We start from the raw sequence: 22,743 nt of genomic DNA, 5'->3' as shown, positions 1-22,743 counted from the left end.
CAAGACCACCAGGGCCACCGTTTCCGCCGGGACCACCAAGACCACCAGGGCCACCAAGACCATGGTAAATTAAATAGGTACGTTTTATAGTACCTGTTTTTTATCTTATAAGGATAACAAAACAATATATGGATATTAATTTCTTATCATCTACTGTATACTGGCATTTATATATTTTATTGATTTGTATATCATATAATTGAATTGAAAAATTTGTTAAAGTATAAATTATTTCCTGATTAAATATAAAAGAGTTTTAATATATATTTTCTAAAAAAGCGTGATGGAATATGAAATATAATCATCTTCTATACGCTTTTTTTATTTAAAAATATCTGTTTTACTCATAGTAATAAATGCTTTTTCTATTAATTCAATTTCTTGGATTAATGCAATTCTAACAAAGCCTTCTCCATATGTACCAAATGCACTTCCTGGAACAAATAAGATACCAGTTTTATCAAATAAGTCATTAACAAAATCAATTGAGGTTTTATATTTATTAGGAATCTTAGCCCAAATAAACATAGTTCCTTTTGATTCTTCAATTTCCCAACCTATTTTTTTAGCATTATCTAAAAATGTATCACGGCGTTTTTTATATGCCATACGTGTTTGTTCGACGCAAGATTGATCACCACTAATTGCTTCAATAGCAGCTAATTGAATAGGAATAAACATTCCATAATCCATATTTGATTTTAAAGTTTTTATTTGTTTAATAATATTCTTATTACCTATAGCAAATCCTATCCTAGCCCCTGCTAGTCCATACGTTTTTGATAGTGAATTAAATTCAATTCCGATTTCTTTAGCACCAGGATAAGACATAAAGCTTTTACCTGGGTTATCAAATAATAATTCACTATAAGCATTATCATGAAGAACAATAATATTATATTTTTTAGCAAACTCAATTAATTTTAAATAAAATTTGTCATCAGCTATCCCGCAAGTTGGATTATTAGGATATGATACAATCATGAACTTAGCTAATTTTGCATCATCTTTATTAATAGCTTCAAAATCAATTAAATAATTATTTTCTTTTAATAAAGGCATTTCAACAATTCTAGCTCCTGCAATTAAGGGACCATCTTTAAATACTGGATAACTTGGATTAGGAACTAAAACAGTATCACCTTCATTAATTAAAATCATTGCTAGATGTGATAAACCTTCTTGGGATCCAAGTAATGAACAAACTTCATCATTATTTAAAGAAACATTATATCTTTTTTGATACCAGTTTATTACAGCAGCTACTAATTCTGGAAGATCATTGATTGCGTACACATAATTTTTAGGTTCAAGAGCAGCTTTAGCTAATACTTCACGAATATTTCTAGTTGGTGGAATATTAGGTGTACCCGTACTAAAATCGATAACTTCTAAACCTGCTTGTTTTCGATAAGTAGTTTTTTTTGCTAATGTAGTAAAAATACTTTCAGGAAATAAATCCATTCGTTTTGAAAAATTCATTTGATAATTCACCTCTTGTCTATTTTAATACAAAGGAATATGGAGTTAAAGAGAAATATTAACTATTGTCATATTTTGGATAATTAATAAAGTAATTTTATTATTAAATTGTAGAAAAATAAAATAAGTATTTAGTGATATTAAAATAGCTGGATTTTTATTTTGATATAAAACTTTTTTCTGACTATAATATAACAATTTTATCTTTAGATGTGTTCTAAAAATAGGCAGATTTCATATAAATAAGACGAAGAGAGGAGTTTACAATGGAAACGAAAAATATCTTACATGATATCGCTAAAAGATGCGATGGGGACATATATTTGGGGGTAGTAGGACCAGTAAGAAGTGGAAAGTCTTCATTTATAAAACGTTTTATGGAAATGGCAGTTATTCCCTATATCGAAGATAAAGATGCACGATTAAGAGCGATTGATGAATTACCTCAGTCAGGTAAGGGTAAAATGATAATGACAGTTGAACCAAAATTTATACCTAATCAGGCTGTAGAAATGGTAATGGATGAAAGTTTTAAGGTTAATGTCCGTTTGGTTGATTGTGTTGGTTATGTTATTGAAGGTGCAAAAGGATATAAAGATGACCAGGGAATACGTTATGTTAAGACACCATGGTATTTAGAATCGATTCCTTTTGATCAAGCAGCTAAAGTAGGTACAAAAAAAGTAATTCAAGATCATTCGACAATTGGAATTGTAATTACTAGTGATGGTAGTATCTGTGATATTCCAGGTGATAATTATATTGAGGCAACAGATAGTATTATTGATGAATTACAGGAAATTGATAAACCTTTTATTGTAATTATTAATACAAAAGATGTTAATAGTGCTGAATGTAAAAAAGAATATGAAAGACTAACTGAAAAGTATGATGTACCTGTATTATCAATGGATGTTACAAATATGGAGGAACCTCAAATTGTTTCTTTACTAAAGGATGCATTATATGAATTTAAAATCAGTGAAGTACGTATTGAAGTACCTAAATGGTTAGCAATGATGTCAAGTAATCATTGGCTAAAACAAACTTTAGATACATCATTAAAAGAATCATTGCAGTCAATAAAAAAGTTCAAAGATGTTGAAAGAATTGGTGATGCAATTAGTGAATATGACTTTGTTGATAAGGCATATTTAACAGGAATTGATACAAGTACATCTAGTGCTACTTTAAAAATAGAAGAACGAGATGGTTTGTATAATGAAATACTTGAAGAAATAATTGGGGATAAAGGCTTTGATCAAGCTACATTCTTAACTTTTATTCAAGAGTTAGTTGATATAAAGAAAGAATACGAAGGTTTTTCAAATGCAATTAGAATGGTTAAACAAACAGGATATGGTTATGCTATTCCAAAATTAGATGAAATTGAGTTAAGCGAACCAGTGGTTATTAAACAAGGACCGCGTTATGGGATGAAGTTAGTATCAAAGGCAGGAACTACTTATATGATCAAGGTAGATATTGAAAGCACATTTGAACCTATTATTGGTTCTAAAGAACAGGCAGAAGCATTTATTGAGTATTTAAATTCTAGTGGTAATGATAAGCAGGCAATTTTTGATTGTGATGTTTTTGGTCGTAAATTAGGCGATTTAATTGAAGAAGGAATGTATATTAAGTTGAATGCAATTCCAGAAAATGCAAGTTTAAGACTTCATGATATTTTATCAAAAATAGTAAATAAAGGGAAAAGTAACGTTATTGCAATTGTCCTTTAAAAGTGCTTGAAATCGGTAATTTTTAATGTTATACTTTCGTGGTATTAGAATTATGGAGGTAGTTATGAATAAGAAAGAATTAGTTGAATCAGTGTCTAAAGAAAGAAACTTGACTAAAAAAGATGCCGAAATTTTAGTAGATACAGTTTTTAATACAATTACACGTAGTGTTATTGAAGGAGATAAAGTATTGATCTCTGGATTTGGGACTTTTAAAGTAAATGATCGTAAAGCTCGTAAAGGAATTTCACCTAAAACACAAAAAGAGATGATTATTCCTGCTAGCAAGACAGTTACTTTTAAACCAAGTAATCGTTTAAAAGATGCAATGAATTAATATTGCATCTTTTATATTTTAATTAAATGAATTTTTTATTATATTATTAATAAAAAGTTAATAATATCGTGTATAATAGATACAAAGGAGTTGAGAAATATGCCATTTTTTTATTATCCAATGTCGTCAGCTTATATGATTGGTTATCTTTTAGTTGCCATTGGAGCAATAATTATGATTTATGCTCAGATAAAAGTAAATAGTGCTTATAGTAAATTTGAAAAAATTCCTAACAGTCGAGGAATAACAGGTGCAATGGTAGCTAGAGAAATTTTAGATCGAAATGGTCTACATGATGTTATGATAAATCAAGTAGGCGGAAAATTATCTGATCATTATAATCCTAGAAATCGAACAATTAATCTATCAAAGGGCATTTATGATGGTACTTCAATTGCTGCCTTGGCAGTAGCGAGTCATGAATGTGGACATGCAATTCAACACTTAGTCGGTTATCGACCTTTAGTGTTTAGAAATGCAATTTTACCATTATGTAATGTTGGTCAATATTTAGGATGGATTGCTGTATTTATTGGATTGTTAATGGGAAAAACTAGTGTAGCTTGGATTGGTGTTATTTTAATGTCGGGAATTTTACTTTTCCAAATAGTTACATTGCCAGTTGAATTTGATGCTTCATCAAGGGCATTGCAAATTTTAAAAACAAATTATCTTACCAGTGATGAATATAGTGGTGCTAAATCAATGTTATCTGCAGCTGCGTTTACATATGTTGCTGCAATGTTATCAACTGTTTTATCACTACTTAGAATTGTTTTGATTGTATTAGGCAATGATCGAGATTAGTTTTATTTTGGGACTCAAAACTTTTTAAAAGTTTTGAGTCCCTTTTTTATAAAAATAACAATTTGTAAATAGACCATCAAAAAATATAAATATATCTTACAATAGTAATGATATTATTAATATAAAGGGAAGATATTAAAAAGAAAATAAGAAAGGGAATAATTATGGAGAAATGGAAAAAAAGTTTAATTGTTATTTTAGTATTACTGATGTTTTTTTCAACATCAAATTTAAATGTTTTTGCTCATGATAAGACAAGAACTTCCTTATCAACAGAAAATGAATACAAAATATATCCAGTTCCGCAATCAATTGTATATGATGGACAGGATTTTATGATGAGTGAGGTTGTAAATGTTGTTTACGAAACACAAATTGACCAATATACAAAAAAATTTTTAGAAGAACTACTTAGCAAGTATAATAAAAATTATGTAGTCAGTAATGAGATCAAAGAAGGAAAGACAAATATTTTATTAGGAGTAAGAGATTCTAATCAGATAGCAGATAAATATATAGATAATAATATTAGTATTCAAGATAAACAGCTGTATTCAAAAATAAATCCATATGTCTTAGTCGCAAATGATAATATCATTACGATAGTTGGTAAAGATACAGATAGTACATTTTATGGTGTAGCAACGTTACAAATGATGTTTTCTTCTTTTGATGGAAATAAATTTTTAAATGTCCAAATTGAAGATTATGCAATGATGGAATATCGTGGTTTTATTGAAGGGTTTTATGGGGGCTGGAATTATCAAGAACGTGAAAGTTTAATGCGTTTTGCGCGTGATGTAAAAATGAATAATTATGTATATGCTTCAAAAACCGATTTGTATCATACGGATAAATGGAACGAAAAATATCCACTTGAAGAAATAGAAAAAATAAAACATTTAGTGGAAGTGGGAAAAGAGACCAAATGTTATTATGCCTGGTCTGTTCATATTTCAGGCTTTTTTAGAGGTTTAAATACATCAGATACTCAGGCATATGAAATAAGATATAATCAATTAATTGAAAAATTTTCCCAACTTTATGATATAGGAGTTAGAAAATTTGATATTTTAAATGATGATTTTGGCGCTGGAACAAATGAAGATGTAGTAACGCTGTTAAATCGTTTAACTACAGAGTTTATTAAACCAAAAGATTGTAAACCACTAACATATTGCCCTCAAGGATACAATAAAGCCTGGTCAGGGGATGGAAACGAATTAGAGGCATTAAAAGCTCTAGATCAATCAATTATCATTTACTGGACAGGTGATGATGTTAATTCGCCAATCACTCAAGAAACGGTTAATTATGTAAAAGAAAAAACGGCTCATGATGCTTGCTTTTGGCTTAATTATCCAGTTAACGAACATGCTAAAGCTGGTATTTTCTTAGGTGATATTAGTTACTATGCAAGAAATGATGTGACAGGATTAAAAGGTGCGGTTTCTAACCCTTCACGTTTTGCTCAAAGTAATAAAGTAGCGTTATTTCAGCTAGCATCATTATTTTGGAACAGTACAGATTATCAAGATAAGGCACAAAACATATGGCAGGATAGCTTTAGATATTTGCAGCCAGAAGTTCAGGATGAGTATTATTTAATTGCTAGTAATATTACAAATTGTCCTGATTCATCAAGGGTACTAAATGGCTTTTTAGAATCAGAGTATCTTAAAACGGCTTTAGATAATGTTTTAAAGAAAATAAATGAAGGTAGTTTGTTGAAAGATGATGAGGAAGTTAGTTATTTACTTAATGAATTTGAGGCTATTATTAAAGCTGTTAAAGGATTTGAAGAAAAATGTGAAAATCAAAATTTAATTGAAGAGCTTAAACCATGGCTTAATTCATTAAATGATATTGCTATAAGTGGCAAAGCTGTTTTAAATTGTATTTTAGCTATTCAAGATAATCGAATTGATGAAGCGTGGCAACAATTTTCTAATGCTGGAAAGAATCTTCAAACATGGGATAGTTATCCTACTATTGCAGGTGAAGTAAATAAAGCAAAGGCAGGTAGTAAACGACTTCAGCCATTTGTCTATAAACTTGTTACTTATGTTAAAAATAATTTAACACCACTATTTGATAGTAATAATACAGATTATATACCTTCATTTTATTCTATATTAGGAGGAATAAAACAAGCTGATAATGAGCAATCAAAAAAGATTTTTGATGGTGATCTAAATACATTTGGTCAATGGAATATTGTTCAAAAGGTAAATGACTACTATGGTATTGATATGGGAAAAGTTATTCCAGTTGAAAACATAACAATTATTCAAGGAAAGAACGATAACGATCATGATTATTTTCATAAAGCAGTTTTAGAATACTCAATTAATGGAGTAGATTTTAACCAATTAGGACAGCAATACAATGATACGATTAATATAAAAAAGGATAATTTAGATATAAAAGCCAGGTATATTAGATTACGTTTAGTAGAAACTGGAACAGTTAATAAACCTGATTATTGGACACATATTCGTGAATTTAGCGTGAATCAAAAAGAAATTGTTAAAGAACGTATTTATACAAATGTGGAATCTTTAAAACAAACTCCTTTAACAGTGTTAAAAAAGGAATTTAGTATTAGAAATCTTCAAGATTTGAAACTTAAACCAAATGAGTATGTTGGAATCAAAATGACAGGATTAGCAGAAGGTTCAAATATTAAATTTATAAACACTGGATTTGATGATCTATCTTTACAAATATCTCGTAATGGGATTGAATGGGAAAATGTTAATGATTCTACAGATTCAAAAGTATTTAAATATTTGCGAGTTATCAATTTAACTAATGAAGATATTACTGGACAGATTGATAAATTATCAGCTACGATAGCTAATTTACAAATAAATCCAACGATAAATGAAACTAATCTAAAAAATGATTTAAAAGAAGGTAAATGGGAAAATCTTTTTGATAATAGTTATAGCAGTTATATTTGGACAAATGAGGCACAAAAAGAAAATGATTATATAACAATAGATTTAGGTGTCACAACAGCATTGTATGATGTTAAAATAGTTACTGAAGATGGAAATCCAAGATTTTATAATGCTAGAATAGAGATGTCTACTGATAAACAAAATTGGACTACACTTGCAACAGTAGAAAATGATAATTCTATATTTGAAGTACCTTATCGCTATGTTGAAGGGAATGGTAATGGTGAGGATGCAAGATATATTAGGATCTTAATTACTGGTGATTCTGGTTATTATTTAAAATTATGTGAAGTTGAGATTAATAAAAAAGTATCTCAAAATAATGATACTACTAATATAACTAGTTCATTGGTTGGAAATGTAAATAATTGTATTGATAATGATATATCTACAGTTTTTACTGTTAATAAACCAACAAAGAATAATGACTACGTTGAATATCAGTTGATTGAAAATACCAAATTAAAAAACTTTACAATTTTACAAGATGGACAAAATATTGTTCCAGCAAAAATAAAAGTAAGAACAATTGATGGGTATAAAGATGTAGGAGATTTTGATAAAGCTGCCCAAAAATTTGATGTATCAAATTTAAAGCAAAATATTTTAGCTATTCGAATTGAATGGCAAGCGGATCAGTTACCTTCTATTTATGAGATATTTACAGAAATAAGCGGCAAAGATACAGATGATATAGGAGAATATGTTGAACATATTATTTTAGAAGATGTTGATCAACTCACTAATATTGCATATTTAAAAGATGTGGTAGTTTCAGGAACTAGTGATGGAACAAAAGAGAATGTTACAGATGGAAGTGATGCTAAATGGGACAGTAATTTTATTAAAGGCCCTAATGCTAGTGAAAATGCATGGATATATGTAGATTTAGGTGATAATATAAATATTATTAATGAGATAACAATGAAATATTTTAATAAAGTTTATCCTACTAAATATCGTGTCCAGGTATCTAATGATCATGAAAACTGGATAACAGTAACAACTCTTGAAAAGCCTCACAATGGGCCAACACATCCAATTGATAATATTAAGTTTCAAACACCGATTACTGCTCGTTATGTTAGACTGCTTTTTGAAGAATTAAATAATGTTGCAGCTGGAAATGGTGTTGGATTAAAAGAATTAGAAATATTAGGAAAACATAATGATAATAATTATCAGCTTCACTCAGTAGAACAACCTGATGATTTAAAAGTAGCATTAAATACTCCTGTTGATCAACTAGATTTACCTAAACTAATAAATATTTCAGTTCTTGATGCCATGCAAAATGAACAGCTTATTCAAGTACCTGTTGCTTGGGATCTAACAAGTTATAAAAAAGATGTAGATGGAATATGTAATTTAAAGGGAACATTAGAAATTAATTCAAAGATAAATAACCCTAATAATTATTGTGCAAGCATAAACATAATTGTGGGAGAGGGTAAAATTGAAGTTGATAAAGCGGTTTTAGAATCTGTTTTGGCTGATATTAAAAAGCTTGATCTATCTATATATACAAATAATTCTGTAAAAATATTAAAACAAGTTTATGATAGTGCCTGGGAGGTTTATCAAAAAGAAGAAGTTAAACAAAATGAAATTGATGAACAAATAGGATTATTATATGAAGCAATGAATGATTTATTACTAAAAGTCACAGTAAAAAGTGAAAATCTAGCTTTAAATAAAAATGTAATAGTTTCTGGAACTAGTGATGGTAAAGCAGATAATTTGGTTGACGGTGATATGCAGACAAAATGGGATAGTAATTTTATTAAAGGACCAAATGCTGAAAATAGTGCCTGGGTAATTATTGATCTTGATAAAGAAACTAGTATAATTGAAGAATTAGAAATTTCATATCATAATTTAGTTTATCCAACTAAATATAATATATCAGTGTCTAATGATAAAGAAAATTGGACGGTTATAGATACAATTGAAAAAGATCATAATGGTTCAGCTTATCCTATTGATACAATTTCATTTGATCAATTAGTAGCGTGTAGATATTTAAAACTAGATTTTAAAGAATTAAATAATGCAGCCATTGGTAATGGAGTAGGTATTAAGGAAATTGAAGTGATAGGAAGAAAGATTAATGAAGAAGCAATTATTTGGAATATTCCTGCACTTCCTGAAATTACAATAGAAAAGGGAATATCTATCGAGGATTTGAAAACAATGTTGCCAAAAGTCATTCCAATTGAAGTAGCGATTAAGGGGAGTTTATCATATCAAAGTGATAACTTATTAACAGTTTTAATGCCAGTTAAATGGAATTTAGAGAAATTTAGTGATACTAAAAAGCTTATTTATATAGATGGAAATATTGAAGAAATGGGGGTAATTAAAAATTATAATAATCTTAAAGCTAATTTGAAAATTATTATAAATGATGATCATCCTGATATAATTAACAAGGAACAATTAAAAGAACTGTTAGATAAAGCTAATCAGGTAAAAAATTTAGATCAATATACAGTTGAAAGTAAAGAAAGATTTTTATTGGCTTTAATACAAGCAAAGAGTATTTATGACAATGAATTAAGTAGTCAAGTAATGATTGATGAAGTTAGTGCTCTTTTAAATGAAGCAATCAACTCTTTAGAAAAAAAATTGATTATAAAAGATCGTTTAGAAATACTAATCTCTAAGGGAGAAGATTTGAATATGCTGGAATATACTAATGATAGTTGGAAGATTTTATCAGATGTTTTAAAGAAAGCAAAAATTCTATTTGATCAGATTGATTGCTCACAAGAAGAGGTTGATAATTGTTGTATTGAATTAGAAAATGCAATTAATAAGTTAGTAAAAAAGGAAGTAGATATAATTGTCACTGATAGTTCTAGTAGTGTGAAAACAGGTGATAGTAATATAGTAAAAAATAATTTTACTTTGTTAGTTATTAGTAGTTTGGTTTTAATAATCAAAAAAAGAAAAGTATTAAAATAAGCGTAATATATGGAGTCGAAAGACTCCATATATTATTAATTCGATTTTTCTTTTATAATCAAGAATTTGATAGTATAATAGGCATAGAAAGTTGGTGGCGTTTTGAAATTTTTACGGAAACATAAATTTGATTTTCTAATAGCTATTTTAGTATTAGTTTTTATTATAGTAAGTTTTTATATGCTTTGGGTACATGTTCCTTATTCTAAACATAAAAATGATTTAGCTAAAGTTAAGCAGGAAATTATTGCAGAAAACAAGTATGATAGTGCTGATTATTTTAATCGTTATGATGGTGAAAAAAGTTATTATATTATCCATGCAAAAGAAGGAAATAAAGAACAGTATGTAGCATTTAATGAAAAACATAAGTTTATTAAATCATATAGTGGAGATGTTGTTGATCAACATGTATGTATTGATGCTTTTAAAGAAAAGTATAAAAAAACTCCTGATGTAATTGAAATAGGATATGAAAATGAAATATTTGTTTATAGTTTGCTGTATCGTGGTAATAATTCACTAATTTATGCCTTTTATGGAATTGATAATGGAGAATTTATAAAAGCATATCGAATAGATAATAGTAGGTAATAATTATGTATAAAGATTTAATGAAGAATAAATGTATTAATATTAGTCGTTTGCTATTATTAAGGGCAAAAGAGTTACAAATAAATGATAATGAATGTCATATTTTATTGCTTGTATATACATTAAAAGATATTGGAATCCAAACAGTAACTCCTCAAATGATTCAAAATTATTCAATGCTATCAAATCAGGAACTAGATAGAGTATTAGCATCATTACTAAATAAAAAACTAATCTATAATCGTTTAGGTTCAATTAGTTTGAATAATCTTGAGCAAAAATTATTACAAGAAAATAAAGAAGTTGAAGAAGAAAAATCAGATATTAATTTGATTAGTATTTTTGAAGAGCAGTTTGCAAGAGCATTATCACCGATTGAACTTAATATTATTAAAGATTGGAAAAATTGTGAATATAGTGATGAGATGATTATAAAGGCTTTAAAAGAGGCTGTTAAAAGCCAAGTACTTAATTTTAGATATATTGAAGGGATACTTTCTAATTGGGCTAAAAATGGAATTAAACAGCGTTATATAGAACAAGAAGAACCTAAACGAACAGTACCAATTAGTGAGTATAAATGGTGGGAAAATGAATAAAGAAAAAACAGGTCGAGTATTAGATTATTTTGAAGAATTGTTTCCTGATGCTTATTGTGAATTAAATCATGAAACAGATTTTCAATTATTAGTTGCAGTTATGTTATCAGCACAAACAACAGATAAGAAGGTTAATCAATTAACTAAAACATTATTTAAAAAATATCCGACAGTTGAAGCTGTAAGCCATGCATCATTATCAGAATTAGAGCAGGATATAAAAACGATTGGTTTATACCGAAATAAAGCCAAAAACCTTTTAGCAATGGCAAAGGTATTAATTGAAGAATATGATGGTAAAGTGCCAAGTGCCCAAAAGGAACTAGAAAGTTTACCTGGGGTGGGACGTAAAACCGCGAATGTTGTACGATCTGTAGTTTTTGATATTCCAGCTTTTGCTGTAGATACTCATGTAGAAAGAATTGCTAAAAGATTAGGATTTGCAAAAAAGGACGATAATGTTTTAACAGTTGAAAAAAAATTATGTCGTTCTATTGAACGTTCACGATGGAACAAATCACATCATCAATTCATCTTTTTTGGGCGTTATTTTTGTAAAGCAACTAATCCAAATTGTCAAGAATGTAAATTGTCTGATATGTGTAAAGATCCAATAAAAAAGAAATATTTAGAAAAAGTTAAATGTTAAAATAGATAAAGCACTGTTAATTTAGTGCTTTTTAATATGTTTAGTTTGATAAATTAAAAAGAAGTCAGATTTTAATTCTAACTTCTTTAATAATTATTCTGTTGGGGGATTAGAACCACCAACAGTAAATGTAATTGTATCAGTAATGGTTTTTGTTCCATCTGATTCACTAATTCTAACACGGTATTGAACACCAGAAGTTAAATTAAATTCTTTTGTTCCATTACCAGTAAAAGTAGATGCATCACCTACAGGAGTACCATCCATTGTATAAAATTGGATAGTAATTGTATTTGAACTATTTTGAGCGTTCACCTTAACATTAATTATATTTGACGAGGTAGTACTTCCGCTTGTAACAGTAGTACCACCAGAAGTGATTGTATAATTTATCTTATTGTCTAATTTATTTGAGCCAACTGATTTAGTAATTTTATTAGAAATTTTACCTGGTGCCTTACGGAAACGATAATATCCAGTGACATCAACTTTACCATTAGGACTATAATCAATGGTTCCAGAAGCCTGGTTCAATGTTGCGGTATGTAATATGTCATGACTATTAGGATCGCTGATTTCAACAACATATTCGATTACTCCATACATTTTTGTAGCTTCAGTTGCATTTTCATCTGTTGCAGCGTTTGCAGGATCATACTCACTAAATTCTACTGCGATTTTCCCATTACTAGAAAGTGAAGCACTAAATGATGATAGATGGTTTATATCATATTCTACTGCTGATTCACTTGGACCAGTTCCTTTTTTAGCCCAACCAGTATAAACCTTATCAGATGGGGTATTAGAATTTGGGCTTACATAAGGATAAACACCAGCAAGAATCTTAATTTCTTCAACTGTATCAGGTTTATCAGGATATGATTTTTTATCTGAAGTATTTTTTTCAAGATATCTTAATAATTCACCAACAACTTGCCCTGGGTACGCTTTATATTTTGAAGTATTTTTCCCATTTGCTAAAGCTTTTTCCTCAAATCCCATCCATACAGAACAAGTATAGTCAGGAGTATATCCAGTCATCCATAAATCTTTACTAGCACCACTTTTAGTATTTGAAGTACCTGTCTTAGCACCAATGTTATCAATACCTTTTAAATACTTATAACTTCCAGAATCACTATTTGAATAGCTTAACATAGTTTCACGAATCATGAAAGAAACATCATCACCAATACTCTGTTTTGCTTTTGCCTGGATATCTTTATCAATATTATATGTTTTATCACTATCAGTGACTTCTACATAATTAACAGTATGCGATTCAATATAGACACCCTTATTAGCGACTGTAGCATATGCACCAGCTAGTTCAATTGGGCTCACTCCATTTGCCCAACCACCAATAGCATATGGTAAAGTTAAGTTCTCATCTTCAGTTGACATATCAATACCTAAAGATTCCATATCAGCAATTACATCTTTTGATGAGGCTGCCTCTAAAACTTCCTGGAAAGTCGATACAGCAGGAATATTCCAAGATTGCAGTAATGCTTCTTTGATTTGCATAGAACCGTGGAAACTATTATCCCAGTTTTTAGGGGTATAACTTCCAAATGATTTCGGTTCATCAACAACAGTGTGCACAGTTGACCAGTCTAGATATTTATAGGCTAGACCATAATCAATAATTGGTTTCATTGAAGAACCAGGTTGTCTTTTTAAGGTCGCTTTGTTCTTGTCTCCGGCTTTATAATTACGCCCTCCAATTACAGCGATAATTCGTCCATCCTGAGTAGATTGGATGCTTCCAGACATCTGCATCTCTTCATCAGTGTATTTATATGTTTCACCATTAGCAAATTCAGTAGCTTTCTTTTGGGCTTCTTGATTGCAATAAGTATAAATATTCATTTGTGTTTCTGCTGGGTCTAAACCTGTTTTTTCTTTTACCTCTGCAGTTACTAGATCAACATATGATGCTAGAGCATTATCTGAAGCCATATTTGATTGAGATAACATATTTTCAATTTTAACTTGTTTTGCCAGATCACATTCCTGTTGAGTGATATACCCATGATTGACCATCAAATCTAATATCACATTACGACGCTTATTAGCTAAGTCAAGATTATAGTATGGATCATATGCACTAGGTGAGTTTAAGGTACCAGCTAGTAATGCTGCTTCAGGTAAAGTAAGTTGTGATACTTCTTTATTAAAATAATATTTACTAGCAGCAGCAATTCCGATTGAATTAGTACTGCGTCCAAAATAGATTTTATTTAAATATAGAGTAATAATTTCTTCTTTACTTACTTCTTTAGTTGCTTGAATTGCTAAAAAGATTTCACTAATTTTTCGAGTATAAGTTTGTTCTTCTTTAGGGAAGTATGATTTTTTAATTACCTGCTGGGTAATTGTTGAACCCCCTCCACGAATACTAAAATGAGCTAAATTAGTAATTAATGTTTTAGCAATACGTGGTAAATCAAAGCCATCATGTTCAAAAAAACGTGAATCTTCAGCGGCTATAACGGCATCAATCAATACCTGTGGTAAATCTTCATAAGTAATATTTTCACGTTTACCATTGACATCACTACCATATGTATACATTAATTCGCCATTAGCATCATAGATTTTACTTGCTTCACCAGAAAGTAGACGCTCAGTTGAAAAATCTTCTGTTTCTTTGTAAACAGACCATGCAAAAAAACATCCACCCGAAAGGCAAACGACAATAATTATAACGATAAAACTTGTAAAAACTTTTTTCCAATTCAATCTTTTTTTCTTATTTTCTCTTGTAGTAGGGTTATCTGTCATTTTCGTGACCTCCTATATAGTACTGATCAATAATTTTTAGATAATTTAAACGTGGATTAAATCCTTGTTCAACCAGATGTCCTTTTTCCTTAACACTTTGATAAGGTATTGATTTTTGACCAGCTTGATTATATGCTTCAATTATATATGAAGCATCAATTAAGTATACCTCATTTAGATGAGTAAAAGCAATAATAACAAATGCAATTCCATGATGATTAATAACGCTTTTTAAATGTTCAATCTGATGAACACTAATGTTAGTAAAAGGAAAATTTAATTTTTTTGTTTCTTTAGCTTCAAAATCTAAATATCGCCCTTTATATATTCCATTGTAATCAGTTGTTGAAGGTGTTTTAAAATAAGCCTCAACGATTTTTGCTGCTGATCTTTTGGGATAATCAACTTTAACGATTTGAATAGGTGTTGGTTTTTTATGAATATTTGCAATACCATTAGCTAAATAAAATTTATTTGTTAAATTCAAATCTTCTTCAAGATTCATTCCTCGGTGCCGAGTATTTAATTTTCCATCAATCAACTTAGTTTGACGAATAGTCGTCTTTTTCATGTTGGGATAATTAACCATAATTGCTCCTTTTTATTACTTTACGTAGGTATTATACCATAACTATGATAAAATATCATAATATCTTGTTAGTTTCCTAAACATTGTAAATTTTGTTAAATTTAATAACAAATATATTAATCACTTGCATTTAATGAAGATTTTTGTTTCAATATATTATATAGATAGGAGTTGATTAACTTGGAACCAAAAATTTTGTTAAGTCCAAAAAAAATAGTTGCTAAAGAATTTAAAGTTGATTTTAAAGGTTATAATGCAGAAGAAGTAGATCATTTTTTAGATATGATTGTCAAAGATTATGAGGCTTTTGCAGCTATGTTAAATGCTTCGTATGATAAGATTGATCAATTAGAAGCTCGATTAAGTGAACAAAAGATTAAAATTGCTAAACTAGAACGTGAAAAAGCGCTTCAAGATGATAATATTCATGCAATGGAAGAAAATCTTTCAACTAATGTTGATATTTTAAAGAGGCTATCTTTATTGGAAAAAGTAGTATTTAATCAAAATAAATAATAAGATATATTTCAATTTATATTTTAAAAATTTTATCTAACTATATTTTAATACTTGTTTTCTTTTTAAAAACAGGTAAAATATAAAAGACTCGTAGAAAACGATTGCTACAAAAGTAGAGGAAAGTCCAGGCTTCCACAAGCTGCGATGCTTGTAGTGTTTGTATGTGACGAATCAATAAGTCACAGTAGCGTGAGCTAACGACGGGCCTAAGACCTAAGCGTAAGTATGGTTGATAAGCCGTAAAGTGCCACAGAGACTATTCTAATCGAAAGATTAGCTGAAAAGAGGTAAACTCTGCAAGGAAGAAACCCAAATTTGGTAGGGGAATCATCTTGAGGGAATTGAACTAAGAGATGGATGCATATGCATAGATAAATAATCGTTTGAAAAACAGAACTTGGCTTACGAAGCGAGTCTAATTAGCTGATATTATTCAGCTTTTTTATTTGTTTAAAATTGCTGCTTTGTTTAAGATTAAAAAAGAGGTAGAGCTATGGATAAACATGATCATACAAGATATATATTTGCTAAAGCAATAAAAGAATTAATTAGAACAAGACCATTAGATAAAATTACTGTAACGGATATTGTTACTAGTGCAGGAAAAACAAGGCAAACATTTTATCGTTATTTTAAAGATAAGTATGATTTAGTAAATTGGTATTTTGAAAAGTTAGTTTTGAAATCATTTCGTCAAATGGGTAATGGTTGTTCATTGTATGAAGCATTACATTTAAAGTTTAAATTTATTGAAAATGAACATTCATTTTTTAAAGAAGCTTTTAAGGCTAATGATTATAATAATTTAATTAATTATGATTATTATTGTATTTATGAATTTTATAAGGAAATTATTGAAAATAATTTGAATCATCAAATAGATAAAGAACTTGATTTTTTATTAAAAATGTACTGTAAAGGTTCAATTGATATGACAGTTGATTGGGTATTAAATAATATGCCAATAGAAACTGATAGTATAGTGGTTTTATTAATTGAAGCACTGCCAAAAAGATTAGAGCCATTTATTTTAAATATTCAAAAAAAAGAATTATAAATTTATCTATTAAGAATAAAATCATTAAAAATATTCATAATAATAATGAGGTGATTATTATGTTTAAATATGAAAGTCATTATTTACATCCAGTAAAAGTGGAGCGACCTAATCCTAATTATGCAACACTTTTACAAGAGCAGTTAGGTGGACCACAAGGTGAGTTAAAAGCTGCAATGCAATATTTTGCACAAAGTTTTAGAATTAAAGATAAAGAAATTAGAGATTTATTCTTAGATATTGCAACTGAGGAATTGTCTCATTTAGAAATGATTGCGCAACTGATTAATCTTTTAAATGGTGATCAGCCTCAAGCAACTGAAGCGACTATTGGTAATGTTGAAGCCCATGTTTTAACTGGATTAACGCCAATGTTAGCAAATGCATCAGGATATTTATGGACAGCTGCTTATGTCAATGAAACAGGAGATTTAGCTGCGGATATCTTATCAAACATTGCATCCGAACAAAGAGCTAAAGTGGTTTATCAAAATTTATATCGTCAAATAGATGATGAAGGTGTTAGAGAAACGATTGACTTTTTATTAAATCGTGAAGAAGCTCATAATACAATGTTCCGTCAAGCATTTAATAAGATTCAAGATTCTGCTGGTTCTCAAAAGGATTGGGGAGTAACAAAAGATTCCCGTATTTATTTTGATTTATCTGATTTATCGGGACAAAATTTTGATCCTAATGATGTTCCTCCAAGTTTTAATTTAGACAAGTTTTAATATCATAAATAATTAAATAATGTAAAACTGTGATATATTAACATATTTAAAAGTTATTTATCCAGTTTTTTTAATTTTACTTGACAATGATTATTATTATTGAAATAATTAAACTATAAGTTTAATTATTTGTGAGGGAAAATTATGGGACGAAGAAAAAGTGAACCGTTATGTGTGCATCGAGAAAAAATTTTAGTTTGTGCAGAGAAACTTTTTATAAAAAAAGGTATTAGAGCTACTTCAATGGATGATATAGCAAAGGAGTCAAAATATAGTAAGGCAACATTGTATGTATATTTTAAAAATAAAGAAGAAATTATTAATATTTTAGTGTTAAGAAGTATGAAAAAATTGTTTGGGTATATTAGTGATGCTTTAGGAAAACATATATTAATAAGAGAAAAATATGATTGTATTTGTTATGGATTAGTAAAATACCAAGAAGAGTTTCCTTTTTATTTTGATATGGCAGTTGATAAAATTGATATAGATTTTGATAATAAAGATTATTTACAAGAAGAATCAGAAATATATCAAATAGGTGAAAAAATAAATATGGCTATTAAATCATTTTTAGATGAAGGTATCAATAATGGTGAGATACGTTTTGATATAAAAACTATTCCAACAATAATTTCTTTTTGGGCAATGTTATCGGGTCTTATTCAAATGGCATCAAAAAAGAAAGAGTATATTATTAAAGAACTAAAAATGTCTAAAAAAGAATTTTTAGATTATGGCTTTAATTTATTGTATAGTTCAATTTCTCAGGAGAGAACTCATGAGTAAAAATAAAATATTAGCAATTTTAGCTAGTCCTCATTTTAATGGAATAACTGCAAAGATGTTGGATTATACAATTGAGGCTTTAAAAAGGAGTGGACATCAAGTAACTAAAATAAACCTTTATAATAAAAATCTTCTTTACTGTAAAGGATGTCGCACTTGTCTTGACACAGGAATATGTATTATAAATGATGATATAATAGAAATATCTTATTTATTAAAGGAAGCTGATATTATTATTGTTGCTACTCCGGTATATTGGGCAAATGTTCCTGCAATTTTAAAGAATATGTTTGACCGTTTACTAGGGGTGGCTATGGAAGAGACTAATACTTTTCCAAAACCTCGATTAACTGGAAAAAGGTATTTGCTTTTAACATCATGTAAAACCCCTTTTCCATTTTCCTGGATTTATGGACAAAGTAGAGGATTAGTAAGAAATATTAATGAGTTTTTTAAAACAGCAGGGATAAAGAGTTGTGGTAAAGTAATATGTACTAATTCAATAAAGAAAAAAGAGTTGCCAAAATCATTGTTAAGAAAAATTGATAAGTTAATAAATAAAATATAAAAAATGTTACAAACCATTTTATTTGTAACTTGAATGTTTAAAGAAGAGCATGTTAAAATTTTATCAAGAAATAAAGGAGGTTCTAAATATGGCAAATAGATTTATTTTAAATGAAACTAGTTATCATGGAAGTGGGGCAATTAATGAAATTGTAACAGAAGTTAAGGCGCGTGATTTTAAAAAAGCGATGATATGCTCTGATCCGGATTTAATTAAATTTGGAGTTACTAAAAAAGTTACTGATTTATTAGATGAAGCTGGTTTAGATTATGTAATTTATTCTGATATTAAAGCGAATCCAACAATTGAAAATGTTCAAAATGGGGTTAAAGCATTACAAGAAGCTGGAGCTGATTATATAATTGCTATAGGTGGTGGTTCTTCAATGGATACCGCTAAAGCAATTGGAATTATTGATAGAAATCCGGAGTTTGGAGATGTAAGAAGTTTAGAAGGTGTTGCAGATACTAAAAACCCATGTACACCAATTTTAGCCGTACCTACAACAGCAGGAACAGCAGCGGAAGTTACTATTAACTATGTAATTACTGATGCACAAAAAGATCGTAAAATGGTATGCGTTGATCCTCATGATTTACCAATTGTAGCTTTTGTAGATCCAGATATGATGTCTAGTATGCCTGAAGGGTTAACTGCTGCTACTGGAATGGATGCTTTAACTCATGCAATTGAAGGATATATTACTGCTGGAGCATGGGAGATGAGTGATATGTTTCATCTCAAGGCCATTGAGATTATTGCACGCTCATTAAGAGGTGCAGTGAATAATACTCCTGAGGGGCGTGCAGATATGGCGTTAGGGCAATATATTGCTGGAATGGGATTTTCTAACGTTGGTCTAGGAATTGTTCATTCTATGGCACATCCATTAGGTGCTTTATATGATACACCTCATGGAATTGCAAATGCGATTATTTTACCAACTGTAATGGAATATAATGCACCTGCTACAGGATCAAAATATAAAGATATTGCTGAAGCAATGGGAATTGATACAGCTGGTATGGATCAAGAAACTTATCGCAAAGCAGCTATTGATGCAGTTAAAAAATTATCACAGGATGTGGGAATACCGGAAAATTTAAAAGAAATTGTAAAAATTGAGGATTTAGATTTTTTATCTCAATCAGCCTATGCTGATGCTTGTCGACCAGGTAATCCAAGAGAGACTAGTGTTGCCGAAATTAAAGAGTTGTATAAATCATTATTATAATAATATAAAAAGTTGAGCAAGTTAATTAAATTGATTTGTTCAACTTTTTTTATTTATGAGTATTTGTTAATGTAAAGTTAATAAAAAAATAATAACATTGAATTGAAATATTAAAAAAGAAGACGTATATTTTTTAAGAATCTTTCATAAAATAAATGTGATTAGGTTATTGTCAATAATAATAATTATGATATAATTTAAATGTTTATAAGAGGTTTTTCAATTAAATAGAAAAAGGAGGATAGCTCATGGGAAATATTAGCGAACATGTAAAAAGAGAACGTGAGGCTAGAGGCGTTACATTAGAGGAATTAGCCAAAGGAACATTTATTTCTGTAGCTGTCTTGAAGGATATAGAATCAGGAGCATTTGATAAGTATAAAGGCGATGAGTTATATTTAAAAATGTACTTGAGAAAGATTGCTAAATATTTAGGACTGGAAGAAAGAGAACTTGATGCTGAATTTGAGGCATTAACACAAGAAATACAATTAGAAGAAATAGGTCAGGGTAAAAAAAGTAAACGAATTATCGAGGAAAATAAAAAAAATGCGACTATTTCTGGAAAAGTAAGTGACACTTTCAAAGATTTAAAAAATGTTAAACCAAAGAAAACAATTTCTAATAAAAGGGTCTATGAAGATCGATATTTAATGAGATATTTTAAATATGTTTTAGTTGGTTTAGTTTGTGTAGCAATTATTTTTGTAGTCTGGTATTCGATTGTTGCAAGTAAATCTCCTAGTGATGGAACAGATTTTAATGATAATAAAACACCTACTGTTGAAGGAAACAATGATAAAGGTGTTCAAAATACAGATGACAACAATGATAAAAAAGATGAAAAAGATGATGAAAACGATAAGAAGGATGATGAAAAAACAGATAATGCTGTGGAAGTAACAAAAAATGGTAGTTTAGATTACAATTTTAAATTAAAACCAGGTCAAGAAACTTTTAAATTTAAAGTAGAATTTGTAGCGCGTTCATGGTGTCGGTTAAATGTAAATGGGGCTGAGTATGAGGGCTTTAAAAGTGGTATTTATAATGATGCAAATAAAAGTAATTCGTTAGATGCAACACCTGAGACAATTGAATTAGAATTTAATGCAGGAGAATTCCAAAATCTAGAGTTAACATTTGGATATTTTATGGGGCATCGTTTCTATATTAATGACACTTTATTAGAAGTAGATCCAAGTGAATATAGCGGGGGAACTAAGACCCTTAAGATAACGCAGGTGAAATAATGAATTTACCTAATAAATTAACGATTACTAGAGTATTATTAGTACCTTTATTGATTTTGATATATATGTTTCCCTATGATATGGCAGGAATTAGTATTCCTGTCTATCATACCTTAGATACTGATATATCATTAATAAATATAGTCATTTTAGTCATTTTTATAATTGCTTCTATTACTGATTATTTTGATGGACGAATAGCAAGAAAAAAAAAGTTGATTACAACTTTTGGTAAATTTGCTGACCCAATTGCTGATAAATTGCTTATTAATACGATTTTTTTATTGTTAGCAAGTGATGGGACAATTAATATTATAATTCCGATAATTATGATATCTCGTGATACAATAGTCGATGCAATTAAAATGTCAGCTGCAAGTAAACAGGTAGTTGTTGCTGCTAGTAAATTAGGAAAACTAAAAACAGTTAGTCAAATGATAGCTTTAGCTTTTTTACTGGTCAATAATTTTCCTTTTTCAGGTTTAGGCGTTGATATTGCAACGATTTTGGCTTGGGTTGCAACGATAATATCTGTGGTTAGTGGGATTGATTACTTTATAAAAAATCGAGAAATGCTTACGGAGACAATGTAATGGATGAATTAGCAAAAGCATTAATACAATATAATATAAGTATATCTAGTGTAGAGAGTTTTACAGTAGGTAACTTTGCCGCAATGCTAGGAAGTATTCCTGGCATTTCTAAGGTTTATAGGGGAAGTTTAATAACCTATCAAAGTGAGACAAAAGAAAGATTATTAGGAATATCATCTGAAGTAATAAAAAAATATGGTGTTGTTAGTAAAGAAATTGCTTCTTTAATGTGTATTAATGGGAAGCAGATTTTAGATAGTGATATATGTGTATCATTTACTGGTAATGCTGGACCAGAAGCAATGGAAGGAAAATCAGTAGGTCTTGTATATATTGGAATCTTATATGAAGGTGTAAATATTTATGAATTGAAATTAAAAGGTTCACGTGCTGAGATCCAACAGCAAGCAATAGATTTTGTAATTAAAAAATTGGTTGAAAAAATTAAAGTAAATTGATTTTTTTAAGAGTATATAAAAA

At 29.1% G+C, this 22,743-nt stretch carries 19 protein-coding genes and 1 other RNA gene; 17 read left to right on the top strand and 3 right to left on the bottom strand.

Annotation, left to right across the window (positions count from 1 at the left end; genetic code table 11):
* Nucleotides 1-321: 321 nt before the first annotated feature.
* The gene (locus ACLR9T_RS07295) at nt 322-1,482 is read right to left on the bottom strand and encodes an aminotransferase class I/II-fold pyridoxal phosphate-dependent enzyme (protein WP_413108880.1); all 1,161 of its coding nucleotides are present in this window, start codon (nt 1,480-1,482) and stop codon (nt 322-324) included.
* A 266-nt stretch (nt 1,483-1,748) separates the two neighbouring features.
* On the opposite strand from ACLR9T_RS07295, the gene spoIVA reads away from it, so the two are divergent.
* From spoIVA to nth, 7 genes are all read left to right on the top strand, one after another.
* Nucleotides 1,749-3,224, top strand: a complete 1,476-nt coding sequence (gene spoIVA, locus ACLR9T_RS07290; RefSeq protein ID WP_413108879.1) for a stage IV sporulation protein A — start codon at nt 1,749-1,751, stop codon at nt 3,222-3,224.
* 64 nt (nt 3,225-3,288) lie between these two features.
* Entirely contained in the window at nt 3,289-3,561 is a 273-nt protein-coding gene (locus ACLR9T_RS07285) for an HU family DNA-binding protein (RefSeq protein WP_092354260.1), read from the top strand.
* A gap of 99 nt (nt 3,562-3,660) precedes the next feature.
* Nucleotides 3,661-4,368 carry a zinc metallopeptidase gene (locus ACLR9T_RS07280; protein ID WP_413108878.1) on the top strand — a complete coding sequence of 236 codons (708 nt, stop codon included), beginning with the start codon at nt 3,661-3,663 and terminating at the stop codon, nt 4,366-4,368.
* 164 nt (nt 4,369-4,532) lie between these two features.
* Nucleotides 4,533-10,301 carry a beta-N-acetylglucosaminidase domain-containing protein gene (locus tag ACLR9T_RS07275; RefSeq protein WP_413108877.1) on the top strand — a complete coding sequence of 1,923 codons (5,769 nt, stop codon included), beginning with the start codon at nt 4,533-4,535 and terminating at the stop codon, nt 10,299-10,301.
* A gap of 102 nt (nt 10,302-10,403) precedes the next feature.
* Nucleotides 10,404-10,895, top strand: coding sequence for a hypothetical protein (locus ACLR9T_RS07270; protein WP_413108876.1), 492 nt, complete (start codon nt 10,404-10,406; stop codon nt 10,893-10,895).
* A gap of 5 nt (nt 10,896-10,900) precedes the next feature.
* Nucleotides 10,901-11,494, top strand: coding sequence for a DnaD domain-containing protein (locus tag ACLR9T_RS07265; RefSeq protein WP_413108875.1), 594 nt, complete (start codon nt 10,901-10,903; stop codon nt 11,492-11,494).
* Nucleotides 11,487-12,143, top strand: a complete 657-nt coding sequence (gene nth / locus ACLR9T_RS07260; RefSeq protein ID WP_413108874.1) for an endonuclease III — start codon at nt 11,487-11,489, stop codon at nt 12,141-12,143. Before ACLR9T_RS07265 ends, nth begins: the two co-directional genes overlap by 8 nt.
* A gap of 93 nt (nt 12,144-12,236) precedes the next feature.
* Here the strand turns inward: nth and ACLR9T_RS07255 are convergent, their stop codons facing one another.
* Both ACLR9T_RS07255 and recU read right to left on the bottom strand, forming a co-directional pair.
* Nucleotides 12,237-14,930 (bottom strand): transglycosylase domain-containing protein, encoded by a 2,694-nt coding sequence (locus ACLR9T_RS07255; protein WP_413108873.1) that lies wholly within the window; start codon nt 14,928-14,930, stop codon nt 12,237-12,239.
* Nucleotides 14,920-15,519, bottom strand: coding sequence for a Holliday junction resolvase RecU (gene recU / locus ACLR9T_RS07250; protein WP_413108872.1), 600 nt, complete (start codon nt 15,517-15,519; stop codon nt 14,920-14,922). Before recU ends, ACLR9T_RS07255 begins: the two co-directional genes overlap by 11 nt.
* A 180-nt stretch (nt 15,520-15,699) precedes the next feature.
* On the opposite strand from recU, the gene gpsB reads away from it, so the two are divergent.
* The 10 genes from gpsB (at nt 15,700) to ACLR9T_RS07200 (ending at nt 22,721) form a co-directional block, all read left to right on the top strand.
* The gene (gene gpsB / locus ACLR9T_RS07245; RefSeq protein ID WP_413108871.1) at nt 15,700-16,035 is read left to right on the top strand and encodes a cell division regulator GpsB; all 336 of its coding nucleotides are present in this window, start codon (nt 15,700-15,702) and stop codon (nt 16,033-16,035) included.
* Between the two features lie 91 nt (nt 16,036-16,126).
* An RNA gene (gene rnpB / locus ACLR9T_RS07240) (RNase P RNA component class B) lies at nt 16,127-16,446 on the top strand.
* A gap of 85 nt (nt 16,447-16,531) precedes the next feature.
* Nucleotides 16,532-17,095 (top strand): TetR/AcrR family transcriptional regulator C-terminal domain-containing protein, encoded by a 564-nt coding sequence (locus ACLR9T_RS07235; protein ID WP_413108870.1) that lies wholly within the window; start codon nt 16,532-16,534, stop codon nt 17,093-17,095.
* A gap of 59 nt (nt 17,096-17,154) precedes the next feature.
* Nucleotides 17,155-17,829 (top strand): manganese catalase family protein, encoded by a 675-nt coding sequence (locus ACLR9T_RS07230; RefSeq protein WP_413108869.1) that lies wholly within the window; start codon nt 17,155-17,157, stop codon nt 17,827-17,829.
* A 144-nt stretch (nt 17,830-17,973) separates the two neighbouring features.
* Nucleotides 17,974-18,618, top strand: coding sequence for a TetR/AcrR family transcriptional regulator (locus tag ACLR9T_RS07225; protein ID WP_413108868.1), 645 nt, complete (start codon nt 17,974-17,976; stop codon nt 18,616-18,618).
* Nucleotides 18,611-19,186, top strand: a complete 576-nt coding sequence (locus ACLR9T_RS07220; RefSeq protein WP_413108867.1) for a flavodoxin family protein — start codon at nt 18,611-18,613, stop codon at nt 19,184-19,186. The genes ACLR9T_RS07225 and ACLR9T_RS07220 overlap by 8 nt, the downstream gene beginning before the upstream one ends.
* Before the next feature lie 88 nt (nt 19,187-19,274).
* Nucleotides 19,275-20,420 carry a lactaldehyde reductase gene (gene fucO / locus ACLR9T_RS07215; protein ID WP_413108866.1) on the top strand — a complete coding sequence of 382 codons (1,146 nt, stop codon included), beginning with the start codon at nt 19,275-19,277 and terminating at the stop codon, nt 20,418-20,420.
* A 248-nt stretch (nt 20,421-20,668) separates the two neighbouring features.
* Nucleotides 20,669-21,670, top strand: a complete 1,002-nt coding sequence (locus ACLR9T_RS07210) for a helix-turn-helix domain-containing protein (protein ID WP_413108865.1) — start codon at nt 20,669-20,671, stop codon at nt 21,668-21,670.
* Entirely contained in the window at nt 21,670-22,263 is a 594-nt protein-coding gene (gene pgsA, locus ACLR9T_RS07205; protein WP_413108864.1) for a CDP-diacylglycerol--glycerol-3-phosphate 3-phosphatidyltransferase, read from the top strand. The genes ACLR9T_RS07210 and pgsA overlap by 1 nt, the downstream gene beginning before the upstream one ends.
* Nucleotides 22,263-22,721, top strand: a complete 459-nt coding sequence (locus ACLR9T_RS07200; RefSeq protein WP_413108863.1) for a CinA family protein — start codon at nt 22,263-22,265, stop codon at nt 22,719-22,721. Before pgsA ends, ACLR9T_RS07200 begins: the two co-directional genes overlap by 1 nt.
* Nucleotides 22,722-22,743: the final 22 nt, after the last annotated feature.

The sequence above is a fragment of the Thomasclavelia sp. genome (assembly GCF_047249845.1).
Classification (GTDB): Bacteria; Bacillota_I; Bacilli_A; order Erysipelotrichales; family Coprobacillaceae; genus Thomasclavelia.
Note: the sequence above shows the minus strand (reverse complement) of the source record. Positions and strands in the feature narration are given on the sequence as shown.

Excerpts from the sequence above, each read along its gene's own strand:
- nth (WP_413108874.1), top strand. The coding sequence starts at position 11,487 with ATGAATAAAGAAAAAACAGGTCGAGTATTAGATTATTTTGAAGAATTG.
- pgsA (WP_413108864.1), top strand. The coding sequence starts at position 21,670 with ATGAATTTACCTAATAAATTAACGATTACTAGAGTATTATTAGTACCT.
- ACLR9T_RS07225 (WP_413108868.1), top strand. The coding sequence starts at position 17,974 with ATGGGACGAAGAAAAAGTGAACCGTTATGTGTGCATCGAGAAAAAATT.
- ACLR9T_RS07220 (WP_413108867.1), top strand. The coding sequence starts at position 18,611 with ATGAGTAAAAATAAAATATTAGCAATTTTAGCTAGTCCTCATTTTAAT.
- recU (WP_413108872.1), bottom strand. The coding sequence starts at position 15,519 with ATGGTTAATTATCCCAACATGAAAAAGACGACTATTCGTCAAACTAAG.
- ACLR9T_RS07210 (WP_413108865.1), top strand. The coding sequence starts at position 20,669 with ATGGGAAATATTAGCGAACATGTAAAAAGAGAACGTGAGGCTAGAGGC.
- fucO (WP_413108866.1), top strand. The coding sequence starts at position 19,275 with ATGGCAAATAGATTTATTTTAAATGAAACTAGTTATCATGGAAGTGGG.
- ACLR9T_RS07255 (WP_413108873.1), bottom strand. The coding sequence starts at position 14,930 with ATGACAGATAACCCTACTACAAGAGAAAATAAGAAAAAAAGATTGAAT.
- ACLR9T_RS07230 (WP_413108869.1), top strand. The coding sequence starts at position 17,155 with ATGTTTAAATATGAAAGTCATTATTTACATCCAGTAAAAGTGGAGCGA.
- ACLR9T_RS07275 (WP_413108877.1), top strand. The coding sequence starts at position 4,533 with ATGGAGAAATGGAAAAAAAGTTTAATTGTTATTTTAGTATTACTGATG.
- ACLR9T_RS07285 (WP_092354260.1), top strand. The coding sequence starts at position 3,289 with ATGAATAAGAAAGAATTAGTTGAATCAGTGTCTAAAGAAAGAAACTTG.
- ACLR9T_RS07295 (WP_413108880.1), bottom strand. The coding sequence starts at position 1,482 with ATGAATTTTTCAAAACGAATGGATTTATTTCCTGAAAGTATTTTTACT.
- ACLR9T_RS07235 (WP_413108870.1), top strand. The coding sequence starts at position 16,532 with ATGGATAAACATGATCATACAAGATATATATTTGCTAAAGCAATAAAA.
- ACLR9T_RS07200 (WP_413108863.1), top strand. The coding sequence starts at position 22,263 with ATGGATGAATTAGCAAAAGCATTAATACAATATAATATAAGTATATCT.
- ACLR9T_RS07280 (WP_413108878.1), top strand. The coding sequence starts at position 3,661 with ATGCCATTTTTTTATTATCCAATGTCGTCAGCTTATATGATTGGTTAT.
- ACLR9T_RS07265 (WP_413108875.1), top strand. The coding sequence starts at position 10,901 with ATGTATAAAGATTTAATGAAGAATAAATGTATTAATATTAGTCGTTTG.
- spoIVA (WP_413108879.1), top strand. The coding sequence starts at position 1,749 with ATGGAAACGAAAAATATCTTACATGATATCGCTAAAAGATGCGATGGG.